This is a genomic window from Paenibacillus sp. FSL W7-1088, assembly GCF_037969855.1.
Classification (GTDB): Bacteria; Bacillota; Bacilli; order Paenibacillales; family Paenibacillaceae; genus Paenibacillus.
The window spans coordinates 5,528,066-5,549,668 of record NZ_CP150216.1 but is presented as its reverse complement, the minus strand read 5'-3'; the positions used below and the strand labels follow the sequence as shown (position 1 = coordinate 5,549,668).

The 21,603-nt window shown below is 45.1% G+C and carries 21 protein-coding genes; 13 read left to right on the top strand and 8 right to left on the bottom strand.

Annotated elements, in window-relative coordinates; translation table 11 throughout:
- The first annotated feature begins 111 nt into the window (after positions 1-111).
- From MKY42_RS25045 to pstB, 6 genes are all read left to right on the top strand, one after another.
- Positions 112-1,242 (top strand): response regulator, encoded by a 1,131-nt coding sequence (locus MKY42_RS25045; RefSeq protein WP_179263408.1) that lies wholly within the window; start codon positions 112-114, stop codon positions 1,240-1,242.
- A gap of 311 nt (positions 1,243-1,553) precedes the next feature.
- Positions 1,554-2,948 (top strand): stalk domain-containing protein, encoded by a 1,395-nt coding sequence (locus MKY42_RS25040; RefSeq protein WP_339845554.1) that lies wholly within the window; start codon positions 1,554-1,556, stop codon positions 2,946-2,948.
- 55 nt (positions 2,949-3,003) lie between these two features.
- Positions 3,004-3,867: a phosphate ABC transporter substrate-binding protein gene (locus tag MKY42_RS25035; protein WP_063565318.1), complete on the top strand. Its 864-nt coding sequence runs from the start codon at positions 3,004-3,006 to the stop codon at positions 3,865-3,867.
- Between the two features lie 107 nt (positions 3,868-3,974).
- Positions 3,975-4,943: a phosphate ABC transporter permease subunit PstC gene (gene pstC, locus MKY42_RS25030; RefSeq protein WP_339845551.1), complete on the top strand. Its 969-nt coding sequence runs from the start codon at positions 3,975-3,977 to the stop codon at positions 4,941-4,943.
- Entirely contained in the window at positions 4,940-5,848 is a 909-nt protein-coding gene (gene pstA, locus MKY42_RS25025) for a phosphate ABC transporter permease PstA (protein WP_109998970.1), read from the top strand. Before pstC ends, pstA begins: the two co-directional genes overlap by 4 nt.
- Before the next feature lie 53 nt (positions 5,849-5,901).
- Positions 5,902-6,657: a phosphate ABC transporter ATP-binding protein PstB gene (gene pstB, locus MKY42_RS25020; protein ID WP_177185852.1), complete on the top strand. Its 756-nt coding sequence runs from the start codon at positions 5,902-5,904 to the stop codon at positions 6,655-6,657.
- Positions 6,658-6,720: 63 nt separating this feature from the next.
- On the opposite strand, the gene MKY42_RS25015 is transcribed toward pstB, so the two are convergent.
- Positions 6,721-7,599, bottom strand: a complete 879-nt coding sequence (locus MKY42_RS25015; protein ID WP_339845546.1) for an SDR family NAD(P)-dependent oxidoreductase — start codon at positions 7,597-7,599, stop codon at positions 6,721-6,723.
- Positions 7,600-7,735: 136 nt separating this feature from the next.
- Between MKY42_RS25015 and MKY42_RS25010 the strand changes: the two genes are divergently transcribed.
- From MKY42_RS25010 to MKY42_RS25000, 3 genes are all read left to right on the top strand, one after another.
- Positions 7,736-8,194, top strand: coding sequence for a MarR family transcriptional regulator (locus tag MKY42_RS25010; RefSeq protein WP_339845544.1), 459 nt, complete (start codon positions 7,736-7,738; stop codon positions 8,192-8,194).
- Between the two features lie 506 nt (positions 8,195-8,700).
- The gene (locus MKY42_RS25005; protein ID WP_339845541.1) at positions 8,701-12,234 is read left to right on the top strand and encodes an S-layer homology domain-containing protein; all 3,534 of its coding nucleotides are present in this window, start codon (positions 8,701-8,703) and stop codon (positions 12,232-12,234) included.
- A 217-nt stretch (positions 12,235-12,451) separates the two neighbouring features.
- On the top strand, positions 12,452-13,174 hold the full coding sequence (locus MKY42_RS25000; protein WP_177185851.1) for a phosphodiester glycosidase family protein: 723 nt from the start codon (positions 12,452-12,454) through the stop codon (positions 13,172-13,174).
- On the opposite strand, the gene MKY42_RS24995 is transcribed toward MKY42_RS25000, so the two are convergent.
- The 3 genes from MKY42_RS24995 to MKY42_RS24985 form a co-directional block, all read right to left on the bottom strand.
- A complete protein-coding gene (locus tag MKY42_RS24995) occupies positions 13,138-13,548 on the bottom strand; it encodes a hypothetical protein (protein ID WP_090903826.1) in 411 nt (136 codons plus the stop codon). The two genes, MKY42_RS25000 and MKY42_RS24995, sit on opposite strands and share 37 nt — an antisense overlap.
- Before the next feature lie 110 nt (positions 13,549-13,658).
- A complete protein-coding gene (locus MKY42_RS24990; protein WP_090903825.1) occupies positions 13,659-13,877 on the bottom strand; it encodes a helix-turn-helix domain-containing protein in 219 nt (72 codons plus the stop codon).
- Positions 13,778-14,164 carry a sigma-70 family RNA polymerase sigma factor gene (locus tag MKY42_RS24985; RefSeq protein WP_177185843.1) on the bottom strand — a complete coding sequence of 129 codons (387 nt, stop codon included), beginning with the start codon at positions 14,162-14,164 and terminating at the stop codon, positions 13,778-13,780. The genes MKY42_RS24990 and MKY42_RS24985 overlap by 100 nt, the downstream gene beginning before the upstream one ends.
- Before the next feature lie 328 nt (positions 14,165-14,492).
- Between MKY42_RS24985 and MKY42_RS24980 the strand changes: the two genes are divergently transcribed.
- On the top strand, positions 14,493-14,666 hold the full coding sequence (locus tag MKY42_RS24980) for an S-layer homology domain-containing protein (protein WP_090903824.1): 174 nt from the start codon (positions 14,493-14,495) through the stop codon (positions 14,664-14,666).
- 203 nt (positions 14,667-14,869) lie between these two features.
- Complete coding sequence (locus tag MKY42_RS24975) at positions 14,870-15,817, top strand: YafY family protein (RefSeq protein ID WP_339845531.1); 948 nt, start codon at positions 14,870-14,872, stop codon at positions 15,815-15,817.
- A 106-nt stretch (positions 15,818-15,923) separates the two neighbouring features.
- On the opposite strand, the gene MKY42_RS24970 is transcribed toward MKY42_RS24975, so the two are convergent.
- The 4 genes from MKY42_RS24970 to MKY42_RS24955 form a co-directional block, all read right to left on the bottom strand.
- Positions 15,924-16,985: an alpha/beta hydrolase gene (locus tag MKY42_RS24970; protein ID WP_339845528.1), complete on the bottom strand. Its 1,062-nt coding sequence runs from the start codon at positions 16,983-16,985 to the stop codon at positions 15,924-15,926.
- A gap of 76 nt (positions 16,986-17,061) precedes the next feature.
- On the bottom strand, positions 17,062-17,268 hold the full coding sequence (locus MKY42_RS24965; protein ID WP_339845525.1) for a DUF554 family protein: 207 nt from the start codon (positions 17,266-17,268) through the stop codon (positions 17,062-17,064).
- 16 nt (positions 17,269-17,284) lie between these two features.
- A complete protein-coding gene (locus MKY42_RS24960) occupies positions 17,285-18,607 on the bottom strand; it encodes an amidohydrolase family protein (RefSeq protein ID WP_090903821.1) in 1,323 nt (440 codons plus the stop codon).
- 196 nt (positions 18,608-18,803) lie between these two features.
- Positions 18,804-19,415, bottom strand: coding sequence for a TetR/AcrR family transcriptional regulator (locus tag MKY42_RS24955; protein WP_090809647.1), 612 nt, complete (start codon positions 19,413-19,415; stop codon positions 18,804-18,806).
- Between the two features lie 362 nt (positions 19,416-19,777).
- On the opposite strand from MKY42_RS24955, the gene MKY42_RS24950 reads away from it, so the two are divergent.
- Both MKY42_RS24950 and MKY42_RS24945 read left to right on the top strand, forming a co-directional pair.
- Positions 19,778-20,782, top strand: coding sequence for an ATP-binding cassette domain-containing protein (locus MKY42_RS24950; protein ID WP_339845520.1), 1,005 nt, complete (start codon positions 19,778-19,780; stop codon positions 20,780-20,782).
- A gap of 14 nt (positions 20,783-20,796) precedes the next feature.
- A complete protein-coding gene (locus tag MKY42_RS24945; RefSeq protein ID WP_090905545.1) occupies positions 20,797-21,585 on the top strand; it encodes an ABC-2 family transporter protein in 789 nt (262 codons plus the stop codon).
- The last annotated feature ends 18 nt before the right edge of the window (positions 21,586-21,603 follow it).

Sequence of the window (21,603 nt, the reverse complement as noted above, 5' to 3'; positions counted from 1 at the left end):
AAGATATAGATCGAAATGATTTTGTTCGTCTCTATTTTTTACCCGAGAGCGGTAGGAATCGAATTACGAATTATGCACAATGCTGATAACTAAAACAGAGGGGGACGTACCGTGTTGCAGGCCTATTTGGTGGACGACGAGCCGCATGCTTTGAATATGCTCGAAATGTTCCTTGCCCGAACAGGTAAAGTACACGTCGCAGGGCGTGCGGCAAATGGCTTCGATGCGCTTGCTGCACTTCGGAACATTCACCCGGACATCTGGTTTCTGGATATTGAGATGCCAGGAATGAGCGGATTGGAGTTGGCGGCAAACATACACGAGGTGGAACCGGATGCCTTGATCGTGTTCACGACTGCCTATGATCAGTATGCTGTGGCCGCTTTCGAACATGAAGCATTGGATTACCTGCTCAAACCGATCGAGATGGAGCGCTTGTCACGGACCATTGAGCGATTGACAAAGGAAAAGAACAGACCCTCGGAGCCCGTTGTCGTCAACACGGATAATACGGACAAGTTATTTGTCCAATTGCTTGGAACTTTCCGTGTTGCAATTACTAATGGAAAGACGATGATGTGGCGAACAGCCAAAGAGAAGGAGCTTTTTGCCTATTTGCTGCTGAATAACCCTGCGACAAGTGCAGTTCACCGGGATCGCATTATCGAGAAGTTATGGCCTGATGAACCTTATGAGAAAGCCAAAATTTATTTGCACACCTGTGTGAGCCTGTTACGGAAAAACTTACGTAACATGGGTATTGAACATTTGTTGAGATATAAAAGTGAGCACTATATCCTGGATAAGGAACGGATCAGAGCAGACGTATATGATTTTCTGGACATTTCGTTCAGGATGGAGCAGGAAGTAGATATGCCGATATCTCTAATCGAGCAAACCTTACATTTGTATCAAGACGAACTGTTACCTCAGGAGGATTACCCATGGATAGTGGAGCTAAGTCATCGGCTGGAGCAATTTTCACTGGAGCTTAATCTGAAGCTTTCCGAGAAATATCTGGATTCCCATAACGGCAGAAAAGCAGCAGAGGCAGCAGAACGTGCAATCAGTCAATCGCCATATGAAGAAGAAGCCTATCGTCGTGCCATGCAGGCGTACTTGTACATGGGCAAACACGATCATGTGTTGCGGATCTATCGCAATCTCAAAGAAAGATTGACCGAGCTTAACATTCAGCCCTCCCTTGTCACGAGACAGTTATATGAACAGATTGAGGTCTGAAGAATGGAAATGTTCTGATACTGGAGCCGCATTTTAACTCTCAAAAAAACGAGTCATGGATCATATTCCATCGACTCTTTTTGTGTTTATGAAAACATTGACAATTCGTTAACAATTCCAGGATTTCCCGTTTACAAATCACTCCTATAATTACAATCGTGATAGGTCATTTTTACTATGAACGTGGAAGTTTGGGGGGATGAGCCGGACAAGCTCTCATAAAGACGATACATGCAGAATACCAGACAGCAGGGCATGACAAAACAAGGCAATCTAAATGGAACAGAGAAGGGTGACAAGAGCCAATGTCAATGAAAAAGGTGTTAGTGGTGTCCATGGTAGCAACAGTGTTAGGTACTTCTGTGGTTAGTGCAGTATCGGCTGCTCCTGCAGTGAAACCTGCGGCTAATGCAGCTCAGGTGCAAAATTCCACGCTTACAATAAACGGTAACAGCGTCGTCGTTCGTTCCATCGTTAAAAATGGCGAGACACTCGTTTCCCTTCGTGATGTGATCAAAGCCATCGGTGCACAAGCCGAAGTACATAGCGGAACGACGGTGATCAAGCTGAATGATCACAGCGTGACGCTCCAAAACAATAGCAAACAAATCGTTGTAGATGACGTCAAAGTGAATTTGAATCAACCGGTCACCATCATCGGTGGTACAAGTTACATCGCTCTTCGTCCACTGGTGTCGGGCGTTGGCGGTACGATTGTCAAGCGAAACGGACTGCTTGAGATCAGTACGGTATCCTTGATCGATGAAGTCGAGAATCCTCGTTTTGCCGGAGCGGATAAGCTGATTGTCTCCAAGAGTGACAACAATGGCAGAAACGATTATCTCGTGAATACAACAAGCGGCAAATATGAGTTGTTGTTAACGACAGACGGTGGATCGGATCTCGTTATTTCGCCAAGTGGTGATCAAGCGGCTTACACGAATGCCGAAGGAGCCGTTTATGTTATTGATCTGAAGACCAAGGCTTCCAAACTGATCACGAGCGACAACAGCATCAAGCCTGAATTGGTATGGTCTGCTGACGGGAGTGCAATCTACTTCCTGCAAGGGGATAAAGGGTCCGTGATTGCCAAGCTGAATCTGGCAGATGGCGCGATTACGAAAGTGGTCGAAGACAAGGTGGACTATAAGGAAAACCTGAATGTCTCTGCTGACGGCAAGAAATTCATCTATACCGTAACCACCCTTGGTACCGTAACTTCGGATACAACGAATGTGGATGAAGACAATGTCTCCATTGATTTCTCATCCAATCAACAGCAAATATTTTCGTATAACACAGCAGATTCAAAACCAGAGGCTGTGAAGCTCACAACTTCAACCGACGACAAGGTATTTGTATGGTCTGCTGATGGACAAAAAGCCTACTACGTGAGTGTACCTTCCGAAGACGGTAAAGCATCATTGCTGTCTGTGGATTCATCCCAAAAGTCTACGCCGGTGTACACCGAGTACGATGTAGAACAAGCTATTCTGTCGGGTGGCATATTGTATGTACTGGCGGCTCAGGATGACAGCAACAGCGTGATCCTTTCAATCGACCCGGTAACCGGAAAACAAACCAAGCTGTACACGGTATCTTCCGATGTATCATCCATCGCGGTTGCCGGATCACAAATCTCTGTGGTTGAGAACGGCCGTGTTCTGGTACAAGCTGGCGGAAGCTGGAGAGCCGTTACAAAGTAATATTTGATATCAAATATGATCACAAGCTTTTTAATTCGAGAGGAGTTTAATTAACATGAAAAAATGGATCAAACCCTTCACAGCAATGCTTATGGCTGTATCTCTGATTGGTGGACTTGGTGGCGCAACGACAGCATCAGCTGCCAAGAGCACAGAGAAAGGTAAAATTGTCATTAACGGTTCCTCGGCATTGCTTCCGCTGACACTTCAAGCTGCCAGCGAATTCAAAAAAGATAATCCAAAAGTTAAAATCTCGGCTTCTGCAGCAGGTTCCATCACAGGTCCTCAATCCGTTCGTAAAGGGATCGCGGACATTGGCGCTGTAGACTGGGATGCATCCAAAGATGTACCTGGCTTCAAAAAATTTGATGGCTTGGTAGCCAATCCGGTAGCTGTAACAGTCTTCACGGCTGTCGTTAATACCAATGTGGGTGTAAGCAATCTGACAACAAAACAACTGCAGGACATCTTCTCCGGCAAAGTGACCAACTGGAAGGAAGTCGGCGGATCGGATGCCAACATCGTTGTGGTTAACCGTAAATTTGGTTCCGGTACACGGGTTAACTTCCAACAAAAAGCTCTGGATGGCAAGGATTTCATGAGCAAAGGGGACAACTACAAAGAGGTTGGCTCCAGCGGTGATATGAAAACAACCATTGAAACAACACCAAATGCAATTGGTTATATTGACCTTCCGTACGTGACTAGCAAAATGAAGGCTGTATCCATCAATGGCGTGGCACCAACAGAGAAAAACGTCCTGAACAAAACATACAAAGTATGGGGCATTGGATATTACATGACCAAAGGTCAGCCTACGGGAGCAACCAAAGCGTTCATCGAGTATATCCAAAGCAGCAAGTTCCAGAACGGTTCCCTGAAAAAACTGAAATTCATTCCGCTTGCTGCCGTTAAATAACGAAAGCTGCGAACGTTTATCATTCTCGCATTTCATAAGGAAAGGGATAGCCAGCTTCTGCGCACGGTCGCCAAGCTGGCTTCTCTATGTGAAAGGAAGAGCCCTTCATGATCGATTTGAATCCATCTTCGAACAGCCCTGCTCCGAGTGAGCTTGGTTCAAGCATCGGCAAGGCTCCCGGATCGGGAACCCGGTTTGACCGTAAGGCGCGTTTAAGATGGTCCAATAAACTGTTTCGCATGGTCTGTATTGGCAGTACATTGTTCGTTTGTCTCGTTCTGTTATGCATTCTGGTCCTTATGCTTCGTACGGGCGTTCTGACCTTTGCGGATGTTTCGCTCAGCGAATTCTTTTTCTCTACCAACTGGGACCCGGAAAATGAGCATTACGGTGCACTGACCTTTATTCTGGGAACGCTGGCACTGACGGGGCTCACGATGCTGTTTTCTATTCCAATCTCCGTCATTATTGCCGTGTTTCTGGCCGAAATGACGCCAAAATGGCTTCGCCATATTTTGCGACCCGTATTGGATCTATTGGTGGGGATTCCTTCTGTGGTATACGGTTTCTTGGGACTGACGATTCTCATCCCCTGGCTTAGGGATATCAGTGGACATGATCTGGCGGACGGTTTGCTCGCAGCGTCCATCGTTCTGACGATTATGGTGCTGCCTACCATTAGCCGGATCAGTGATGATGCCATATCTGCTGTGCCGAACAAATACCGGGATGCAGCTTATGCGCTGGGTACAAACCGATTCCAAACCATAACTCGTGTGGTCTTGCCTGCTGCAAGAGGCGGAATCATGTACGCCGTCATTCTCGGGATGACTCGTGCCATTGGAGAAACGATGGCGGTGGTGATGGTCATCGGCAATACGGCGCAGCTCGCTAACAGTCTGTTTACGCCAACAGCGGTGCTGACAAGTAATATCGTTATGCAAATCTCAAGTGTCGAATTCGATTCCACCTGGAATCACGGGCTATACATGATGGGCTTTATCCTGCTTGCCATTTCCATCTTGATGATTGTAGCTGTAAGAATGCTTCAGAAGAAAGGGGGACGCTACTCATGAGTATGAAGAAGCAGGCGAACGCTGTCCCCGCCTATTCGTTCGGCAAACGCAGAGGTGCATCCACGCTGATGGACCGGATTTTTACGGGCATGGTATGGGGTGTAGGGATTGTCGTCATTTTATTCATTGTTGGACTGTTATTTCTTCTTCTGGAAAAAGGGCTGCCCTTGCTGAGCTGGGACTTTCTATATGGTGTTCCAAGCGAGATTGAAGAAGGAGGAGGGATTGGGCCGGCGCTGTTCAACTCGTTCTATGTGCTAATCCTATCCCTCCTGATCTCCATTCCCATTGGCATGGCGGCCGGGATTTATCTGGCGGAATTTGCTCCAAACAACAAACTTATGGAGATCGTACGAATTTGCGTGGAGGGACTGTCATCTGTTCCATCCCTCATCTTTGGATTGTTTGGTATTGCCTTGTTTGTGGAGTTCTTCGAAATTGGTCTTACCATTCTGGGAGCCGCCGTCAGCCTTGCCTTTCTGAATCTGCCTGTGCTGACTAGGGTAACCGAGGAATCAGTACGGGCGGTTCCCGTTGAACTTCGTAATGCGTCCTTTGCCCTTGGCTCTACCCATTTGCAGACGATCCGTAATGTATTGCTGCCGGTAGCTATAAACGGAATCATGACAGGTATTTGCCTCACAGCAGGTCGGGCATTTGGTGAGAGTGCCGTCATTATTCTGACCGCAGGGGTGTCTACTTCCGGGGAAATGTGGGACTTCAATTTGCTATCGCCGGGAGGAACCCTTGCGGTACATCTGTGGTACATCCAATCCGAAGCGATTGTTCCAGATGCCGAGGAGATTGCGCAAAAGACAACGGCTGTACTGATCTTTGTGGCCTTGCTCATTAATGTTCTGTTCCGTGTGCCACTGTGGCTGAATGCACGCAAAAATCGAGCCTGATAGATCAGAATGATCCAGTAACAAGATCAATTTCAACACCGGGAGGAACTATTGTGCAGCCAATCATTGAGATCAACCAATTGAATTTATATTACGGTCAGTTTCAGGCGCTTAAGGATGTTTCCATTGAAATTCCGGAGCGGGCCATTACTGCTTTTATCGGACCGTCCGGCTGTGGGAAATCGACGCTGCTGCGGACCCTCAACCGCATGAATGACCGGATACCCGGAACACGCATCGATGGTAAAGTGGCCGTATGGGGGACGGATATCTACAGCGGCGAAGTGCATGTGGAGACCATTCGCAAGAAGATCGGTATGGTTTTTCAGCAGCCAAATCCCTTTCCGAAATCCATCTACGATAATGTGGCCTTCGGCCCACGACAACATGGCATTCATGGCAAAAAGAAGCTGGATGAAGTCGTGGAACAGAGCCTGCGTTCTGCTGTCCTGTGGGATGAAGTAAAGGATAACCTGAAGCGTTCCGCGTTAAGTCTGTCCGGAGGACAACAGCAGCGCCTCTGCATCGCACGGGCACTGGCAGTGGAGCCGGACATTCTGCTGATGGATGAGGCTACGGCATCGCTTGATCCCGTCTCCACCTTCAAGATCGAAGAGTTGGCTCATGAGTTGAAGGAACGTTATACCATTGTGATGGTCACACACAATATGCAGCAAGCCGCTCGGGTCTCCCAGCAGACGGTGTTTTTCCTGAATGGAGAGGTCGTGGAATACTCTGCGACCCAAGATATGTTTGCCGAGCCCGTCGATTCGCGTACGCAGGATTATATCAGTGGTCGGTTTGGTTGAGGGTGGATCGGCAAGAGGTGGAAGTCTTTCAGATATGATCTGAAAGGCTTTTTCTATTTTCGATTATTTCAACAGACTGCGTTGCTCCAGTAATTGTGTCGTAACCTTCCACAGCTTGTTTTCCATTCCAGCATCCCCACCCGGATACACAGGAGTAATGGAAGCCCCGCTTCCAACATTGAAATACCCTCCCGTAACTTCTCCGAAATTCGGCTCCACAGCCAACCGGGTCATAATGTCCGCACCCCGCCGTGGGTCGCCGATGTGTAAAAAGGTTAAAATGCGCTCAAGCACACTCGCAAACCACAACTTCCGACCAAGACCCGTAACATTAAAACCTGGATTCAAAGCATTCACTCGGATTCCTGTTCCTTCCCATTTACGGGCAAGTTCGCCAGTAAACATAATATTGAGCAGTTTAGTTTTGCCATAGATGGCAGAGGAGCCGCGTGCAGTAAAGGGATCGGTATCCGTCAAATCATCGGGCAGCACCAGTTTGCCGTGATTCCGCGAGGCTTCAGAGGCAACATTGACGACTCGGGCGTGGCCTGCCCGAATCAGGGAAGAATGCAATGTGTGTGTTAGCAGCCAAGGTGCCAAATAGTTTACGGTCATCATCTCGGCAAACCCTTCGGAAGTGACTCTCTGTTCAAAAGCATGAAGTCCCGCGTTATTCAAAAGAACATCGATACGCGGATAAGCAGCTGCAATTTCAAGCCCCATACGTTTGACATCGCTCAGTAAGGATAGGTCTCCGAAGAAAACACGGATCTTGGTGGATGGTGCGATCTCCCTGATTTTGTTTCTGGTCGTCTCGGCGCGTTCTTCGCTTCTGGCTGTGAGCACAAGATGTGCACCGCGTTTGGCAAGTTCAATGGCGGCAAGCTGCCCTAGTCCACTTGTTGCTCCGGTAATTACAATAATGGGTTGTGTTGTTTTCATAATGAGGTCTCCTTTTGACACGAATAGGGTCGAATTATATAATGGACATAAATCAACTATATAATTTAATTGATATTTGTCAACTATATATTCAAAATCCTGTTTTGATGTATCGAGGAGAGGGGGAACAACAATAATGAGTGAAAACCCGGTTAAAACCAAAGATAGAGAAACTCTGGAACTGGCACTTGGTGAGCAGATCCATGCACTAATTAGTGCCTCGCATGCGCTTAATGTCCGATCTGCCGAGCGTTTTGATGCGACTATGCAGCCTGCCGCTTTTCATCTGGTGCGGTGGTTGTACTCTTACGGTCCTACAAGCGCAGCAGCTTTGGCAGAAGCGACGGCTATGGACCGCAGTTCGGTAAGCCGTCTGATTAAACAACTTGAGAAGGCAGGGTATGTAAGCAAGGAGCCGGACCCCGAAGATCGACGCGGCGTTTTGTTGTCTTTGACGGAGCTTGGTCAACAATCGACGGTGGGTGCGCTCAAGGAGAAGGAGTCAACTTTTTATGAACGCATATCGAGATGGAATGATGAGGAACTGGAACGTTTCACCACTATGCTTCGGCGGTTTAATGGGTTTAATGGTTAGGGAGAGATGCCATTTCACAACCCGTTAACTTCCCCTTCACAAAAGTAAACATGTAAAAGCTAAATCAAAACCCAGTCAAGCCCAGAGTACCTGCGGATTCAGGGCGCTTACGCCTGTGCATTCGTGGGTTCTTTTTTCTATATTCGGCAAATGTTCCGTCCTCAGATGTTTACAAAGACCTTCATTTATACTTCTTTATCACCCCTGTTATGCTAATTCTCTTCCTAATGCTCCACTAGCTATGGTGGAACTTTCCTGAATGGTGAACAAAATCTGAATTTTTCTTCACCCTCTTGCAACCGTTCTCTAGTCCTTTTCAGCATCTCAATATGGAGGAAGATAGAGCATGATCTTTATAGACACAGTAAACGAAATCGTTAACGAAATGTAAAGCAATGCAGGGATATGTCAAATTTTTAATAGGCGCTTTCATTGCGTTGACCCTGCCCTCAAAGTTTCTTATATTTACTCCCGACACAACAACTCAGAACGGTGGTGGGATGATTTTGTTCAACGATAAAGGAAAGAAAATGCTTGCTATGCTTACGCTTATACCACTGGCTACGGGCCTTGTCATGGGAGCTTTCCCTGCTGCGGTAACCTATGCGGATGCGGGAAATAATACACCAACCAACAGCTCGGCAACAGGTTCATGGCAAACGGGCGATCTGCACGTACATACGTTTGAGTCCGATGATGCGCAGAATTCGCTTGAAAATGTACTTGACGCGGGACTGACGAAGTATGGTTTGGACTGGATCGCGCTTACGGATCATTTGCGGTTATCCAAGCGGGATCACAACGGAGTAGACATTCCAGGCGGATCGATTCCGATGTCCAAAGGGATGAACGAATATCAGGTGCCACAGATCAAGGCCCTTCAGGAAGCAGGCAAATACGCAGGCAAAACGATTTTCTCCGGTTTCGAATGGGACATGCCGACACATGAACACGTTGGGGTAGGGATTCTCACAGATGAGCCGAATTCGACCGAAGCGCTGGAAGCTGCGAACGAATTTGAATATCGTTTTACGAATCGCGCAGCGAACCTGTTCAATGCGGCTGACGTAGCGAATTGGGATCAGACCGGTGGACGTGCCTATACAACTCATCAGGATGCACTAGCTGCTATCAATTGGCTGGCAACCAAGTATCCAACGACGAGTTATGCAATGATCAATCACCCTTCACGAGGCAAAAACAAATATACCATCGCGGACTTCCGGGAGTTCAACGATCTGGCTCCACAAGTTGTTTTTGGTATCGAAGGTATGCTGGGCAACCAGATGGAACCGGATCGTGGCGGGTATAACACAAGCTACAACGTAGCCAATCCGACCGCAGATGATGGATACAAATATCGTACATACGGCGGTGTGGACTATATGGTCGCCAAGGTGGGCGGTCTGTGGGATGCATTGTTGGGAGAAGGGCGTCACTTCTGGAACTATGGTAATTCGGATTACCATTTCAAGACGATTGACACGAATTCCAGCGGTTATTTTCCGGGCGAATATGCCAAGACCTATTCGTGGGTTGATGGTACAGGAATGCAAGCCGTGCTGGAAGGACTGCGTTCGGGGAAATCATTTTCCGTATTCGGTGATCTGATCAACGCACTGGACTTCACGGCTTCCGGAGCGGGTAATCAGGCTGAAATGGGCGGAGACCTGGGTGTGACCCAAGGTGACGAAGTGGAACTGAAAATCCGTTTCAAGAGTCCAACCACGAGCAACAATTATGAAAAACCAATCAACAGCGGCACGTCTGCTGGACAAGTTCCAGTGGTGGATCACGTAGATCTCATCGCCGGAGATGTGACGGGCAAGGCTGAGAAGGGCACACCCGCATATAACAAAGACACCAACGACTCCACCCAAGTGCTGGCTACCTTCACGTCCAACGATTGGACGACAGACGCCGAAGGTTACAATGTTATTACGTACAAGATCAAAGCCACAGACCAGGATAAGTATTTCCGTCTGCGCGGTACGAATCTGGGTATGAACGTTACAGGTGAAACCGTAAATGGTGAACCACAGCTTGATCCGAAAATTACAACAGCTGATGCAACGACTCGCTTCAATGAGATCAATGACAAGAACTATGGCGATCTGTGGTTCTACTCCAATCCGATCTTCGTGAGTGCCACACCTTACAGTGATGCACAGGCGGTAAAAGATACGCTTCAAGCAATTGATCTGGGTAATCTGAACACGGTCACTTCCGACCTTACCCTTCCTGTGGAAGGGAAACATGGAGCCACGATTAGCTGGTCCAGCTCCAACCCGGAATTGATGGATGCACAGGGGAAACTTCTTACACAGCCTGAGAATAATGAGCGACTGGAATTGACGGCAACGGTACAACGTGGCAGCGAAACGGATACCAGAACGTTCACTGTCATTGTGGAAGGAACGAATAATCAGGTATTGGTGTTAAAAGGCAACATGACCACTGCTGACAGCCAGCCGTATCATACGGATACATGGACGAATCAGTCCGTAACGGTTAGTGTAACCGGCGCAGTATACGCGCCAGCCACTTCGGCGACGATTGAGTTATCCCGTGATGGAGGACAAACGTACGAACCATATACGGAGAATACACCTCTGGAGGTAACGGAGCCGGGAGAGCACAACCTTTTATTCAGAGCGACAGACGATCTGGAACAAACGTATACTTTACCTTTGTTGGTCAAAATAGACCGCGAAATTCCTGTCATCACCCTGCAAGGCAGCAGCCAGATGACATTAACCGTGGGAGATACGTATAACGAGCCTGGAGCACAGGCTACCGATAATGTGGGCATCCGTGGTTCCGTGCAGATGGACGGGACAGTGAACACACAATCAGCGGGGATCTACACCCTTCGTTATAATGTGAAAGATATTGCCGGCAATGCTGCACAGGAAGTCACACGTACGGTTACCGTACAAGCCCGTTCGGTCAATGGCGGCGGGGGCTCAGGCAGTGATGGAGGCAACGCTGGAGGGAATTCCGGTGGAAGCACACCAAGCGTGCCAACAACGCCTACCGTTCCAACCACACCAACCAACCCGGATGCGGGATCAGATTCAACGACTGAAGTGAAGGTAGGGGTCGAAGCGAATCAGCCAGTACAAACGGGTCTGAAAGACATCGTGCAATTCAACGCTCCAGCTGGAGCCATTGGAGAAAAAGATACATTGCAACTGTCTGTTGTATCCCAGAACCAATTGCAGAATGCAGTTTCGCTGAATGTACTGGGTCAAGCCGTACAGATTACTCGCAGCGGAGGACGGACATTGAACGATCAGGTAGCACTGATCCTGCAATATGACGCTTCCAAGCTGCCTCAAGGAACACAGCCAGCAATCTACTATTATAATGAAGCCCGTCAGAGCTGGGTATTCATCGGTGGCAAGATGAATGCAGCAGGAACAGTATCGGCAAATGTGAATCATCTGGGTACCTTTGTTGTGTCCAGTTACACACCAGCAAATCTGTCCGATCTGAACGGACACTGGGCATCCGACTATGCAGACCGCTTGATTGGCATGGACGTTATCCAGGGCTATACAGATAATACATTCCAACCATCCAAGAAGATTACACGAGCAGAGTTTGTTACGTTGATCAGTAAGGCACTGGCCTTGAAGTCCGTGCAGTCGGATACGACGTTTGCAGATCAAGGCAGTCTGCCAGACTGGGCGAAAGGTGATATTGCCGCAGCCATGCAAGCCGGAATCGTGAAGGGCTATGGAGACAACACGTTCAAACCTAATCAAACAATCACTCGTGCCGAGATGGCTGTAATGATGGCAAATACATTGAAGTTAAGTACAGATGTACAGTCGGGAACGAGCAATGATGCTGTAAAACCAAGCTTCACTGACGCATCGCAAACTCCGGCTTGGGCACAAGATGCACTGAATACAGCCGTTCAGGCCAAAATTGTGAACGGATATACGGACAATACGGTTCGTGCAGGGAATATGACGACCCGTGCGGAAGCCGCGGCAATGATCTATAAGCTGCTGCTCGCAATGTACATTTAATCTCAATAGAATGAATGAAAGGCCATCCTGAGAGGGATGGTCTCTGTTTATTCCAACGTTTAGTACAGTCTATTAATTAAAAAAAAGTTGAGTATAGGTTTCAAATTACACAGTAAAAACTCCTTAGTTAGTGAAAGACGAAGAGGATAGAAAGGCTTGGGACGGTCGTTTCCTCTTGCTCCCCGTCTTTACTAAATTAAGAATGAGGGATAAGAAAATGGCTATTAACTATACTTATTTTGAAAGTAGTGGATATCGTGTAATCAAGACTCATGTTAGTAATATTGTCTCAGAAGTTATTAAGAAACCCGTTTGTTCTACAAACAATTATGGTATTAATGGGGGGTTTTTTGCATCAAATCTATATACTGCGCCTCCAACTGGCGGTCTCTCAATCAGTTATGATGGCGCAACCCAAGATCCTGGAAGCAATGCTGGGGGGACACGGAATCGTGGTACGTTTTTTACTTACCTCGATAATGGTGTTACTAAAGCAGGAATTACCCGCTGTACAACTATTCCAAATTTGAAGCAACAAGTTGGTAATTTACAGTTCAAAACAATTATTGGTGGGGGAAGCCTTCATCTAACTGGAACAGAAGACCAGTTTAAGACCATCCACGAAGATGAAGTGTGGAACGTACACGCTGGTATTGCTGCAACAAGACGGGCTGGACTAGGCTTTAAAAATGAAAGCAATGGTGTGTATGCATACTTAGTGACATCAACAGTATGGAAAACCCTGTACAATTTAAGAGATTTCTTTAAAGATGATCTTGGTTGTAATAACGCTGTTTTCTTGGATGGTGATGGTTCCGTTCAGATGCAAGTGTACGCTAATGGTGAGCTGATCAAAGCAGATGGTACAGATCCGAGCCCGGGAAGATATGTATGGAATATGGTTTATTTGATAGTTAACTCATATATTTCAAATAAATGATTATTTACTTGTCTCGTCCAACTTTCAATTTTATCACCTACATTAACTTCATCGAAATCAGCCTCGATTCGCATTTTACTAAATTTTGCATCTGCTTGATAAAAATCACTAGAAGTAACATAAAACCTCGAATTTTTCGTTACATTCAGATATTCTCCATTATCCAGTACGATTGAGTAAAGTACCTTGTCTCCGTCTACTTTACTGTTTTGCTCTTTTATTTCAACGATGGTGCCAGTGTAATATTGCTGTTCCTTTGCTGGTGAAGACCATCCTTTCATATAATCCGAAAAGAAAACGAAATAGACGATTACCAGAAGTATTACGACAAAGCTGCTTATTACGACGAAGGGCCATTTTTTTTTTGCTTTCAAATTTTTCATCCTTCCTCAATGTACTATAGTATGTAGACGTCCAATAATTAAAAAAGTTACAAAAAAAGAAGCTATGGCTAAAAATATCCATAGTATTGTTTTCTTGAATTTTATTGAGTTGGAAAAATTTTAATAAACTCGATTAGTTCGAGCCGTAAGCTTTGTATGGTATCTTCTTTTGGCATTCTAATGGTTTCTGCTAATTTCTCCATTTCTGGGTGATAAAGTTCTAATATTTTAAGTATCGCCTGTTCTTCTCCAGCTCTAGCTTGGAAAAGTAGTTGGGTGAGATCTTCTTTCGTAGATCCTCTAGTGTTTTTCTTTTCCATTTATTCACCCCCTGAACACTAATATTCATTTCAACCGAGACTTTCTTAGCACTTTTGTCCTCCACGTAAAGTGAATGTATTATCTTTCTTCCACTCTCTTTATCGATCAAGCTTAATATATCTTTGACGTTTAACTCATCAATAATTTCATCTTCAAAGGATTCTTGTCTTGTGAAATCAAAAGTGAAGGGATATTGCTTCGCTGCTTTCCTACCGTGATACTGGAGTCTCCATGCCATCCGCTGGAGTTCGACATCAATTATTTCTTTAATTTGTACTTCGTTCATTGGATTCTCCCCCTTTCATGTGCAGTGTAATGATACCTAATATCTAGGAACTATATCTAAAGAATTTGAAACCAATTTCGCCAAAAAAGGGAACGCTAGTTCCTATATGTGAATATATTACCTTCTTTTAAGTCGGAGTTAAAGTGTTTTTGTATATAAAATCGATAAATTAGTTAGATTCTAATTATTGTTAATCTACTATTTTTATACAGATAGAGAATTGTATCTATATTTTACAATGGTCCAAACCCAGTTTAAGAGCTGTACACACGGATGTCAGTAGTCTGCCAGACTGGGTAAAAAGGAATGGCCGCTGCCATGCAGCCGAATGTCTGACAATACGTCCATTAAACCAAACTTCACTGACGAGTCGCAAACTCCGGCTTGGGAGCAAGATGCACTGAATACAGCCGTTCAGGCCAAAATTGTGAGCGGATATACGGACAATACAGTTCGTTCAGGGAATATGACTACCCCTGCGGAAGCTGCGACAATGATCTAGAAGTGAAGAAGAGAATTAACCGTATATAAAGTAGATAAAAAACTGATATCCTTTTGGGGATATCAGTTTTTTTGGGGGATTAAGACTTTCTCATCTTCGGGTGACATTTAAGACATTCCATTGCTTGAATTCACGAAACTAAAGGACCAGTTACTGTGATAGAATGAGTTAGGTTTGGATGATGAATGGTGGGGGCTTAGAACATGAACAAAACGGAGCGGCAGCTTGCTATTACGCTTGAATTGCAGAGAAGTAAGATGATCAGAGCTGAGGATCTGGCATCTCAATTTGAGACAAGTGTACGTACAATATATCGCGATATCCAGGCATTAAGTGAGGCTGGTGTTCCGATTATGGGAGCTCCGGGTCATGGTTATTCTCTAATGGAAGGATATTTCTTACCCCCGGTAAGCTTCACGGCAGAAGAAGCTGTGTCCCTGCTCATGGGATCCGATTTTATCGAACAGAGATTGGATACAGAATATGCTATGCAGGCTAAGTCCGCTCAACGAAAGATTGAAGCGATTTTACCTGAAGTCGTTCGTAACGAATCAACACGTGTTCGTGAAACGATGCGACTGCTTCATGCGGCTGAACCTTTAACCAGAGCGAGCGTGAAAACATACCTTAACCAAATACGTAATGCCATTTTGGAGCAACGTAAAATCAGCTTCATGTACCTGAAAAAAATGCCAGGAACGGATGGCAATCGATATAACATGCGTGAGGTTTCTCCCTATGGACTCTCACTTGTTCAGGAGAATTGGATGTTGATTGCACGTTGTGATATGCGACAAGACATCCGTCATTTTCGTTTGTCACGCATGACTGAACTTTCCGTGCTGGAGGATCAGTTCCTTTTGCCGCCGGATTTTGATCTAAATAGTTATCGACCTCCTGACGACCGTAACGAACAAGTATTAATCAGGGCTAAACCTGAAATTGCTGACAAAGTTATGGAGGCAGTTCATTTTTATATGGATGCATTTGAGGAGCGGGAGGAAGGTGTTGTTTTTCATTTTCGTGTCCGTTATCCGGAGGAAATATTGCATTATTTACTTGGCTGGGGTGGGGATATCGAGGTCTTGGAGCCGGAGTCTTTACGCTTCCGAATGCAGGAAGTAGCCAAAAATATCTTGAGCCACTACTGACATACACCTTTCAGTAGTGGTTTTACGGATAATCAAATCCTCCACCGTTGATATTACATTTTCGAAGACGCTGGATTCCCAATGAAAGTCCTTTGATCACCTCGGTTCACTTGATAAAGGTATCTACCATCCAATCCAAAAATCTTTGCTTCTCTTCATAATGTGGGTAATGGGCCGAGTTATTATAGGCAATGAATTGCTTTTGATTTCCTTCAATCTGGTCAAAAAACACCTTGGCGGCATGGGATGAAGTCATTAAATCGTAATCTCCCATGACAAAATAAAAGGGAAGGTCCAGCTTCGTAATCAAGGAAGGCAAAGGACGGCTCATGGCTTCACTTATCAGTATTTCTTGCGAATAAATGATTCCTTTATTATAACGAATGGCATCCAGCATATTATATTCATGACTGAACGTCATTCCCAGAAAGCTGGTGTCAGGGCTGTCCATCAACCTTGATGTGCCCCCATAACGTTTAACGATATCTCGCGGCGTGAATGCCTGTCCTTGTTTGATCGGTTCATAGATCTGCTCCAACTGGTCTACGTCTTCATGATTATCAGCCAACTGGTCTACGTCTTCATGATTATCAGCCAACTGGGCTTGCTCCATAACGTAATTCCATCCATCCATCTCGCTCTGTTGTGTATCTGCCATCTGCCCGATCCCAATGTAGGCTTCATATTTATCGGGTGCTCGATGCGCAGCAAGAGTTCCTATGTATGTTCCGTACGAATGACCCATCAGGATCACCTTTTTCTTCCCCAGACGTTGAGTAATATAATCCGTGACGGCCAGTGCATCTTCAACTAGCAAGTTAGCTGAGAGATTGGAATAATCCTCGAAAAAATGATAGGATTTGCCGCTTGCTCTCTGATCATAGTTCACAATCGTAAATTGAGATTCTAATAAATCTTGGACCTTTTTGGCGTACGGAAGTTCAGATGCACCGGGTCCACCGTGTAAATAAAGGATAACTGGGTTGTCTAGATCCTGCCCTCTGATCATGATTTCATGTCCCGTACCGTTGATTTTAACTTGTTCCAATACATGAATAGGGTTTGTTCCTTTTATTTTTGGCGTCCATGTTGGAAAGTGAAGAACTGCGAGTGATAGGGTTAGAGTCGTAATGCCAAGCCACAAACCTGTTTTTTTCATTTTGTTCATAGGATATGTCTCCTCTGGTTCAATGTCTTGAAGTGATTATTGTTCATAAACTCATAACTCTATCTTACTTGACTCGTCATTGATTCCAATCGTACGCCAGATTGAATTTGTTCTCAGTCTCAGGTTGGACATAAAAGACCTCACTAATGCCTATGATGAGTGCGCTGATCCCAATCACTTGATTGAGTCTGGACTTGTAACCGTCATTCATGAAGTTTTTGGAGATGGCCCCAAGGGTACTCCCGCATATAATGGAAAAACAATTGATCAGTATACCAAGCATGATTTCACTTCTGAATTCACCAAACTGAGTTTAGAACATCGTCGACTTCTTTGATTCTTGTGACAGATGGTGTTTGAATTAGATTTCCCTTGACCATGACCATAGAGATGTCAGACAAGGCTTCGATATGTTCCAGCGGATTTTGCTCCATCATAATCAGATCAGCATGTTTCCCGATATCCACCGTCCCTGTAACATCATCAACGCCTAAGATCTTCGCATTGGTTCGGGTCACCATGTCGATGACCTGTTTGTTGTTCAGGTTGGCCTGTCTCATGTAGTGGTCCATCTCTCTCCACATATCATAGTGAGTCACGTAAGGCATGGCGGCATCAGTGCCTATACCAACGGTGATGTCGTTTTCGATCGCTTGCTTGACGCCTTGGAGCATGGAATCGTAGACGAGTCTGGAATTCTCTTTTACCGTTGCACTTACCTTCGTTACGCTGGTATCCAGTGAGGCGGATGGATAAGCGGCTTGCAGGGTGGGGATGAGTGCGGTATAGCCATTCAGGGCATTGGGATTATTTTTGTACAAACGAATGATTTCGTCATCCATCTCCGAACCGTGCTCGATGGTATCGACGCCACCTTGTAACGCAACTCTTACGCCTTCCGTGCTCTCCACATGGGCTGCCACCCGCAGGCCAATCTTATGCGCTTCATCGCAGATCGCCGCAACTTCCTCCACCGTCATCTGTAAACGTCCAGCTTCGCCCACCATTTTCGCATCCGTCACGCCGCCCGTCACACAGATTTTGATCAGATCCACGCCGTGTTTCACATTGATGCGTACATTTTTTCGTGCTTCCCATGGAGAGTCGCCCTCCAGAGCCAGGAATGGAGCGCCATGTCCGCCTGTGACACTTAGGAAAAACCCGGAGACAAGCAGATTAGGGCCGACAAAGTCGCCGTTATTAATCTCATCCCGCAGCTGGACGTCCGTGTAAAAGAATTCCCCCACACTGCGCATCGTTGTTACACCTGCATGGAGTGCGGTCAGCGCGTTGCGTTTCATGCGTTTTTTCAAAACGTTTCTGCCGAACTTCGTGTTCAATATCCGATCATAGGCAAACTGCAACAAACCTTCACTGACCGAAAGACTGAATGGTTTACCATCTGCAAAGAGGTGCACGTGAGCATTAATCAGTCCAGGCATTACGTATTTACAAGCGAGGTCGATGGTTGTGTAGTGACTTGGGATATGCAACTCATGATCTCGGCCGATATCCTGAATGAGACCTTGCTCATTGACGAGAATGGTCATGTTTTTTTGCAGATTGCGGCTGGAGTCGCCGTGAATCAGATTGACGTTTTTTAATGCGTAAGCGGTGTTCATGTTGTGTTCCTCCTTAGAATGTGGGTGAGGTGAGTAGTTGGGGTAAAAAAGATACTCTTTTCAATAGTGAATAATTAATTCATTTTTAGGTTAAAAAAATAGGCTGATCTATGATGAAGTTTTTTGCGTGCAAACCAAGTGAAGTTGATCTGATCTGCACGCTTTGTCTATCCGGCATAAGTGATGAGATGGAGTGTTATTCGTTGAGACTCTTCATACCATACAGTCTGTATACATACAAAGCTTCGAAAATTTGCTTCCGGCTGTCTTCACTCATATCCCGCTTCAATAGATCCAGGTTCATGTCGATCACGTTGTGTGCGAGGATGTTCAGCAAGATCAAATTCTCCTCGGTGCCAATCTCATACCGTTTATATTGATTCTTGAGATAGGCCTTCTTGGTTTCGATCATCAGCTCGACAAGCTCGTTCTTGGCGTTGGTGTAGATGGTGCCTTTATTCTTTTCAAAGATGATGACAATCTGATTCCGGTATTTACGTAGGACATCGACCTGTTCCTGTAACAGCGCCGACTTTCGCTCGCTATCCGTTTCCTCGAACAAGGTCTGGTTATCGAAGTGAATCGTTTCCACCAGCACATTTTTCAGATAATCCACTAGATCCGGCGGCACGACGGCGTAGAATAGTTCTTTCTTGTTCTTAAAATAAGTATAGATATTGCCCACAGAAATATTAATCTCATCCGCGATATCGCTCATCTTGGCATCCACATAGCCTTTTTCAAAAAAGACCTTGAGCGCCGCGTATTCAATCTCTTTCCTGACTTCGTCTTTCTTGGCTTGCACCATCGGGAACGACTCCTTAATAGTGAATAATTGGTTCGTTATTAGAATAGGCTTTTTTGAGATGGGTGTCAAATGGGGATTTCTAGGTAAACTTCGACCTTATAGCGTTATTAGCTTTAACGAGATGACTTTGGTGAAGGCGAACGCAATCTGAGTTGAAGGATAGCACAAAAAGTGAGTAGATATATATATTATATTTACAATAAAAATTGCACACATAAAATACATCTAATTATTATATGGAAAAATATCTAATAAACATGGTATTTTTTCATTTTACAAAAAGGTAATATGTTAAAAAGAATGGTGGAAATTGTAATAAATTGTGTTGTGTTACATTAAATGAAGTGGACGAGGTGTGATTGATGAGCATCATTGATGTAAACGGTATCACAAAGGTTTATCGGCAATACAAAAGATTTCCGGGATTAGTTGGCTCTCTGAGAAGTCTAGTTACTAGGCAGTATACGGAGGAAGTAGCGGTACGTGATATTACTTTTTCGATAAAGGAAGGAGAAGCAGTGGGTTATCTAGGTCCAAACGGTGCGGGCAAATCCACCATGATTAAGATGATGACGGGAATACTGGTTCCAACTTCTGGAGAGCTGAGGGTTCTTGGTTTGACCCCGCATGAAGCCAGGCAGCACAATTCTCAACATATTGGTGTTGTTTTTGGACAAAGGAGTCAGTTATGGTGGGACCTTCCTGTCCGTGATTCGTTCGATCTTCATAAATACATATATAAGCTCTCAGACTCTACATATCAAAAAAATCTGAACTATTATTCCAACCTCCTAGCGTTATCCTCATTTATTGAAAAGCCTGTTAGACAATTAAGTTTGGGTCAAAGAATGCGAGTGGAAATCGCAATGGCCTTACTGCATGATCCCAAAATTTTGTTTCTAGACGAACCAACGATTGGTCTAGATGTCATTGCCAAAGAACAGATTAGGGAATTTCTTCGGATGATTAATCGTGAGAAGAAAGTCTCCATTGTTCTGACGACTCATGACATGAAGGATATTGAAGAAATTTGCCATCGAATGATTGTTGTGAACAAAGGCAATATGGTTTATGACGGATCTGTCGAACAACTTCGAACAACGTTGGGTGATCAGCGGCAGGTGATCATTTACTTCCGGGAAGAGCCAAAAGTGATTGAAATACCAGGGATTAAACTTATAAAGGACGAAGGGCTAAGGAAAACGTACCTATTTGAAAAAAGCGACAGGACCGTATTTGATTGCGTAAATCAGATCGCCAGTGAACATTTGATTGAAGATGTTTCTATTGAAAGCGCAGACATAGATACAGTCATTCGGAAACTCTATAGAAAATTGGACGAAGATAATAGAACGAATGAGTTGTGAAAGGAGGGCCTGAGTTGAAAACGTATATTATGTTCGGTGTAAAAACATTCTCGAATCAACTTTCATATCGTTCTGAAGTATGGCTAAGATTATTGGGGAATTTTGTGGCTATTTTGATTCTGACTGAGATCTGGAGAGCAGTTCTAGGGAATGGAGAGATTGAAGGCGTAGGTGTAGAGCAAATGATTACATATAGCATTATCAACACGTTGCTTGCTGCCCTGTTACTTACCGGAATTAGTACAAAAGTGGATAACAGCCTCAAAACAGGTTCCATCGCTTCGGAACTTATTAAACCTCTTTCTTATCCTCTTCACCTATTATCTGAGGGACTAGGGAATTCATTCTATCAGTTGGTGTTTACTTCTATTCCTTCCTTATTCATCGCATGGATTTTCTTTGGTTTTCTTCCTCCAGCTTCGGCAACTCATTTTCTGTTTTTTTTGATTGCTTTAATCCTGGCATTGGCCATTTCGTTTTTGTTGGGGTACCTTATATCTTTACTGGCTTTTTGGCTCATGAATCACTTTGCATTAAATTGGATGTTGGGCGGATTCATCACGATTTTCTCTGGTTCGTTTTTACCCTTATGGTTTTTTCCGGAATCGTGGGTGACCATAACCAAAATGCTTCCTTTCCTGTACCTGGGATATCTTCCTGCTGCAATCTATTTAGGAACAATCAAGGTTCAGGAGATAGGAACTTTTATTCTCACAGGTTTAGCATGGACTGCGGGGCTGACTCTTCTGGTGTGCTGGTTATGGAATAGGGCGATCAAACGTCTGGTGGTCCAAGGTGGATAATGTAGCTGTAGAGAGGTT

Bases quoted from the DNA above. Each gene is read 5' to 3' on its own strand.
- MKY42_RS24965 (WP_339845525.1), bottom strand. From the start codon at position 17,268: ATGCTTGGTATACTGATCAATTGTTTTTCCATTATATGCGGGAGTACC.
- MKY42_RS25000 (WP_177185851.1), top strand. From the start codon at position 12,452: ATGGCTATTAACTATACTTATTTTGAAAGTAGTGGATATCGTGTAATC.
- MKY42_RS25035 (WP_063565318.1), top strand. From the start codon at position 3,004: ATGAAAAAATGGATCAAACCCTTCACAGCAATGCTTATGGCTGTATCT.
- pstA (WP_109998970.1), top strand. From the start codon at position 4,940: ATGAGTATGAAGAAGCAGGCGAACGCTGTCCCCGCCTATTCGTTCGGC.
- MKY42_RS24970 (WP_339845528.1), bottom strand. From the start codon at position 16,985: ATGAACAAAATGAAAAAAACAGGTTTGTGGCTTGGCATTACGACTCTA.
- pstC (WP_339845551.1), top strand. From the start codon at position 3,975: ATGATCGATTTGAATCCATCTTCGAACAGCCCTGCTCCGAGTGAGCTT.
- MKY42_RS24960 (WP_090903821.1), bottom strand. From the start codon at position 18,607: ATGAACACCGCTTACGCATTAAAAAACGTCAATCTGATTCACGGCGAC.
- MKY42_RS25040 (WP_339845554.1), top strand. From the start codon at position 1,554: ATGAAAAAGGTGTTAGTGGTGTCCATGGTAGCAACAGTGTTAGGTACT.
- MKY42_RS25015 (WP_339845546.1), bottom strand. From the start codon at position 7,599: ATGAAAACAACACAACCCATTATTGTAATTACCGGAGCAACAAGTGGA.
- MKY42_RS24955 (WP_090809647.1), bottom strand. From the start codon at position 19,415: ATGGTGCAAGCCAAGAAAGACGAAGTCAGGAAAGAGATTGAATACGCG.
- MKY42_RS24980 (WP_090903824.1), top strand. From the start codon at position 14,493: ATGTCTGACAATACGTCCATTAAACCAAACTTCACTGACGAGTCGCAA.
- MKY42_RS25010 (WP_339845544.1), top strand. From the start codon at position 7,736: ATGAGTGAAAACCCGGTTAAAACCAAAGATAGAGAAACTCTGGAACTG.
- MKY42_RS24985 (WP_177185843.1), bottom strand. From the start codon at position 14,164: ATGAACGAAGTACAAATTAAAGAAATAATTGATGTCGAACTCCAGCGG.
- MKY42_RS24990 (WP_090903825.1), bottom strand. From the start codon at position 13,877: ATGGAAAAGAAAAACACTAGAGGATCTACGAAAGAAGATCTCACCCAA.
- MKY42_RS24975 (WP_339845531.1), top strand. From the start codon at position 14,870: ATGAACAAAACGGAGCGGCAGCTTGCTATTACGCTTGAATTGCAGAGA.
- MKY42_RS24950 (WP_339845520.1), top strand. From the start codon at position 19,778: ATGAGCATCATTGATGTAAACGGTATCACAAAGGTTTATCGGCAATAC.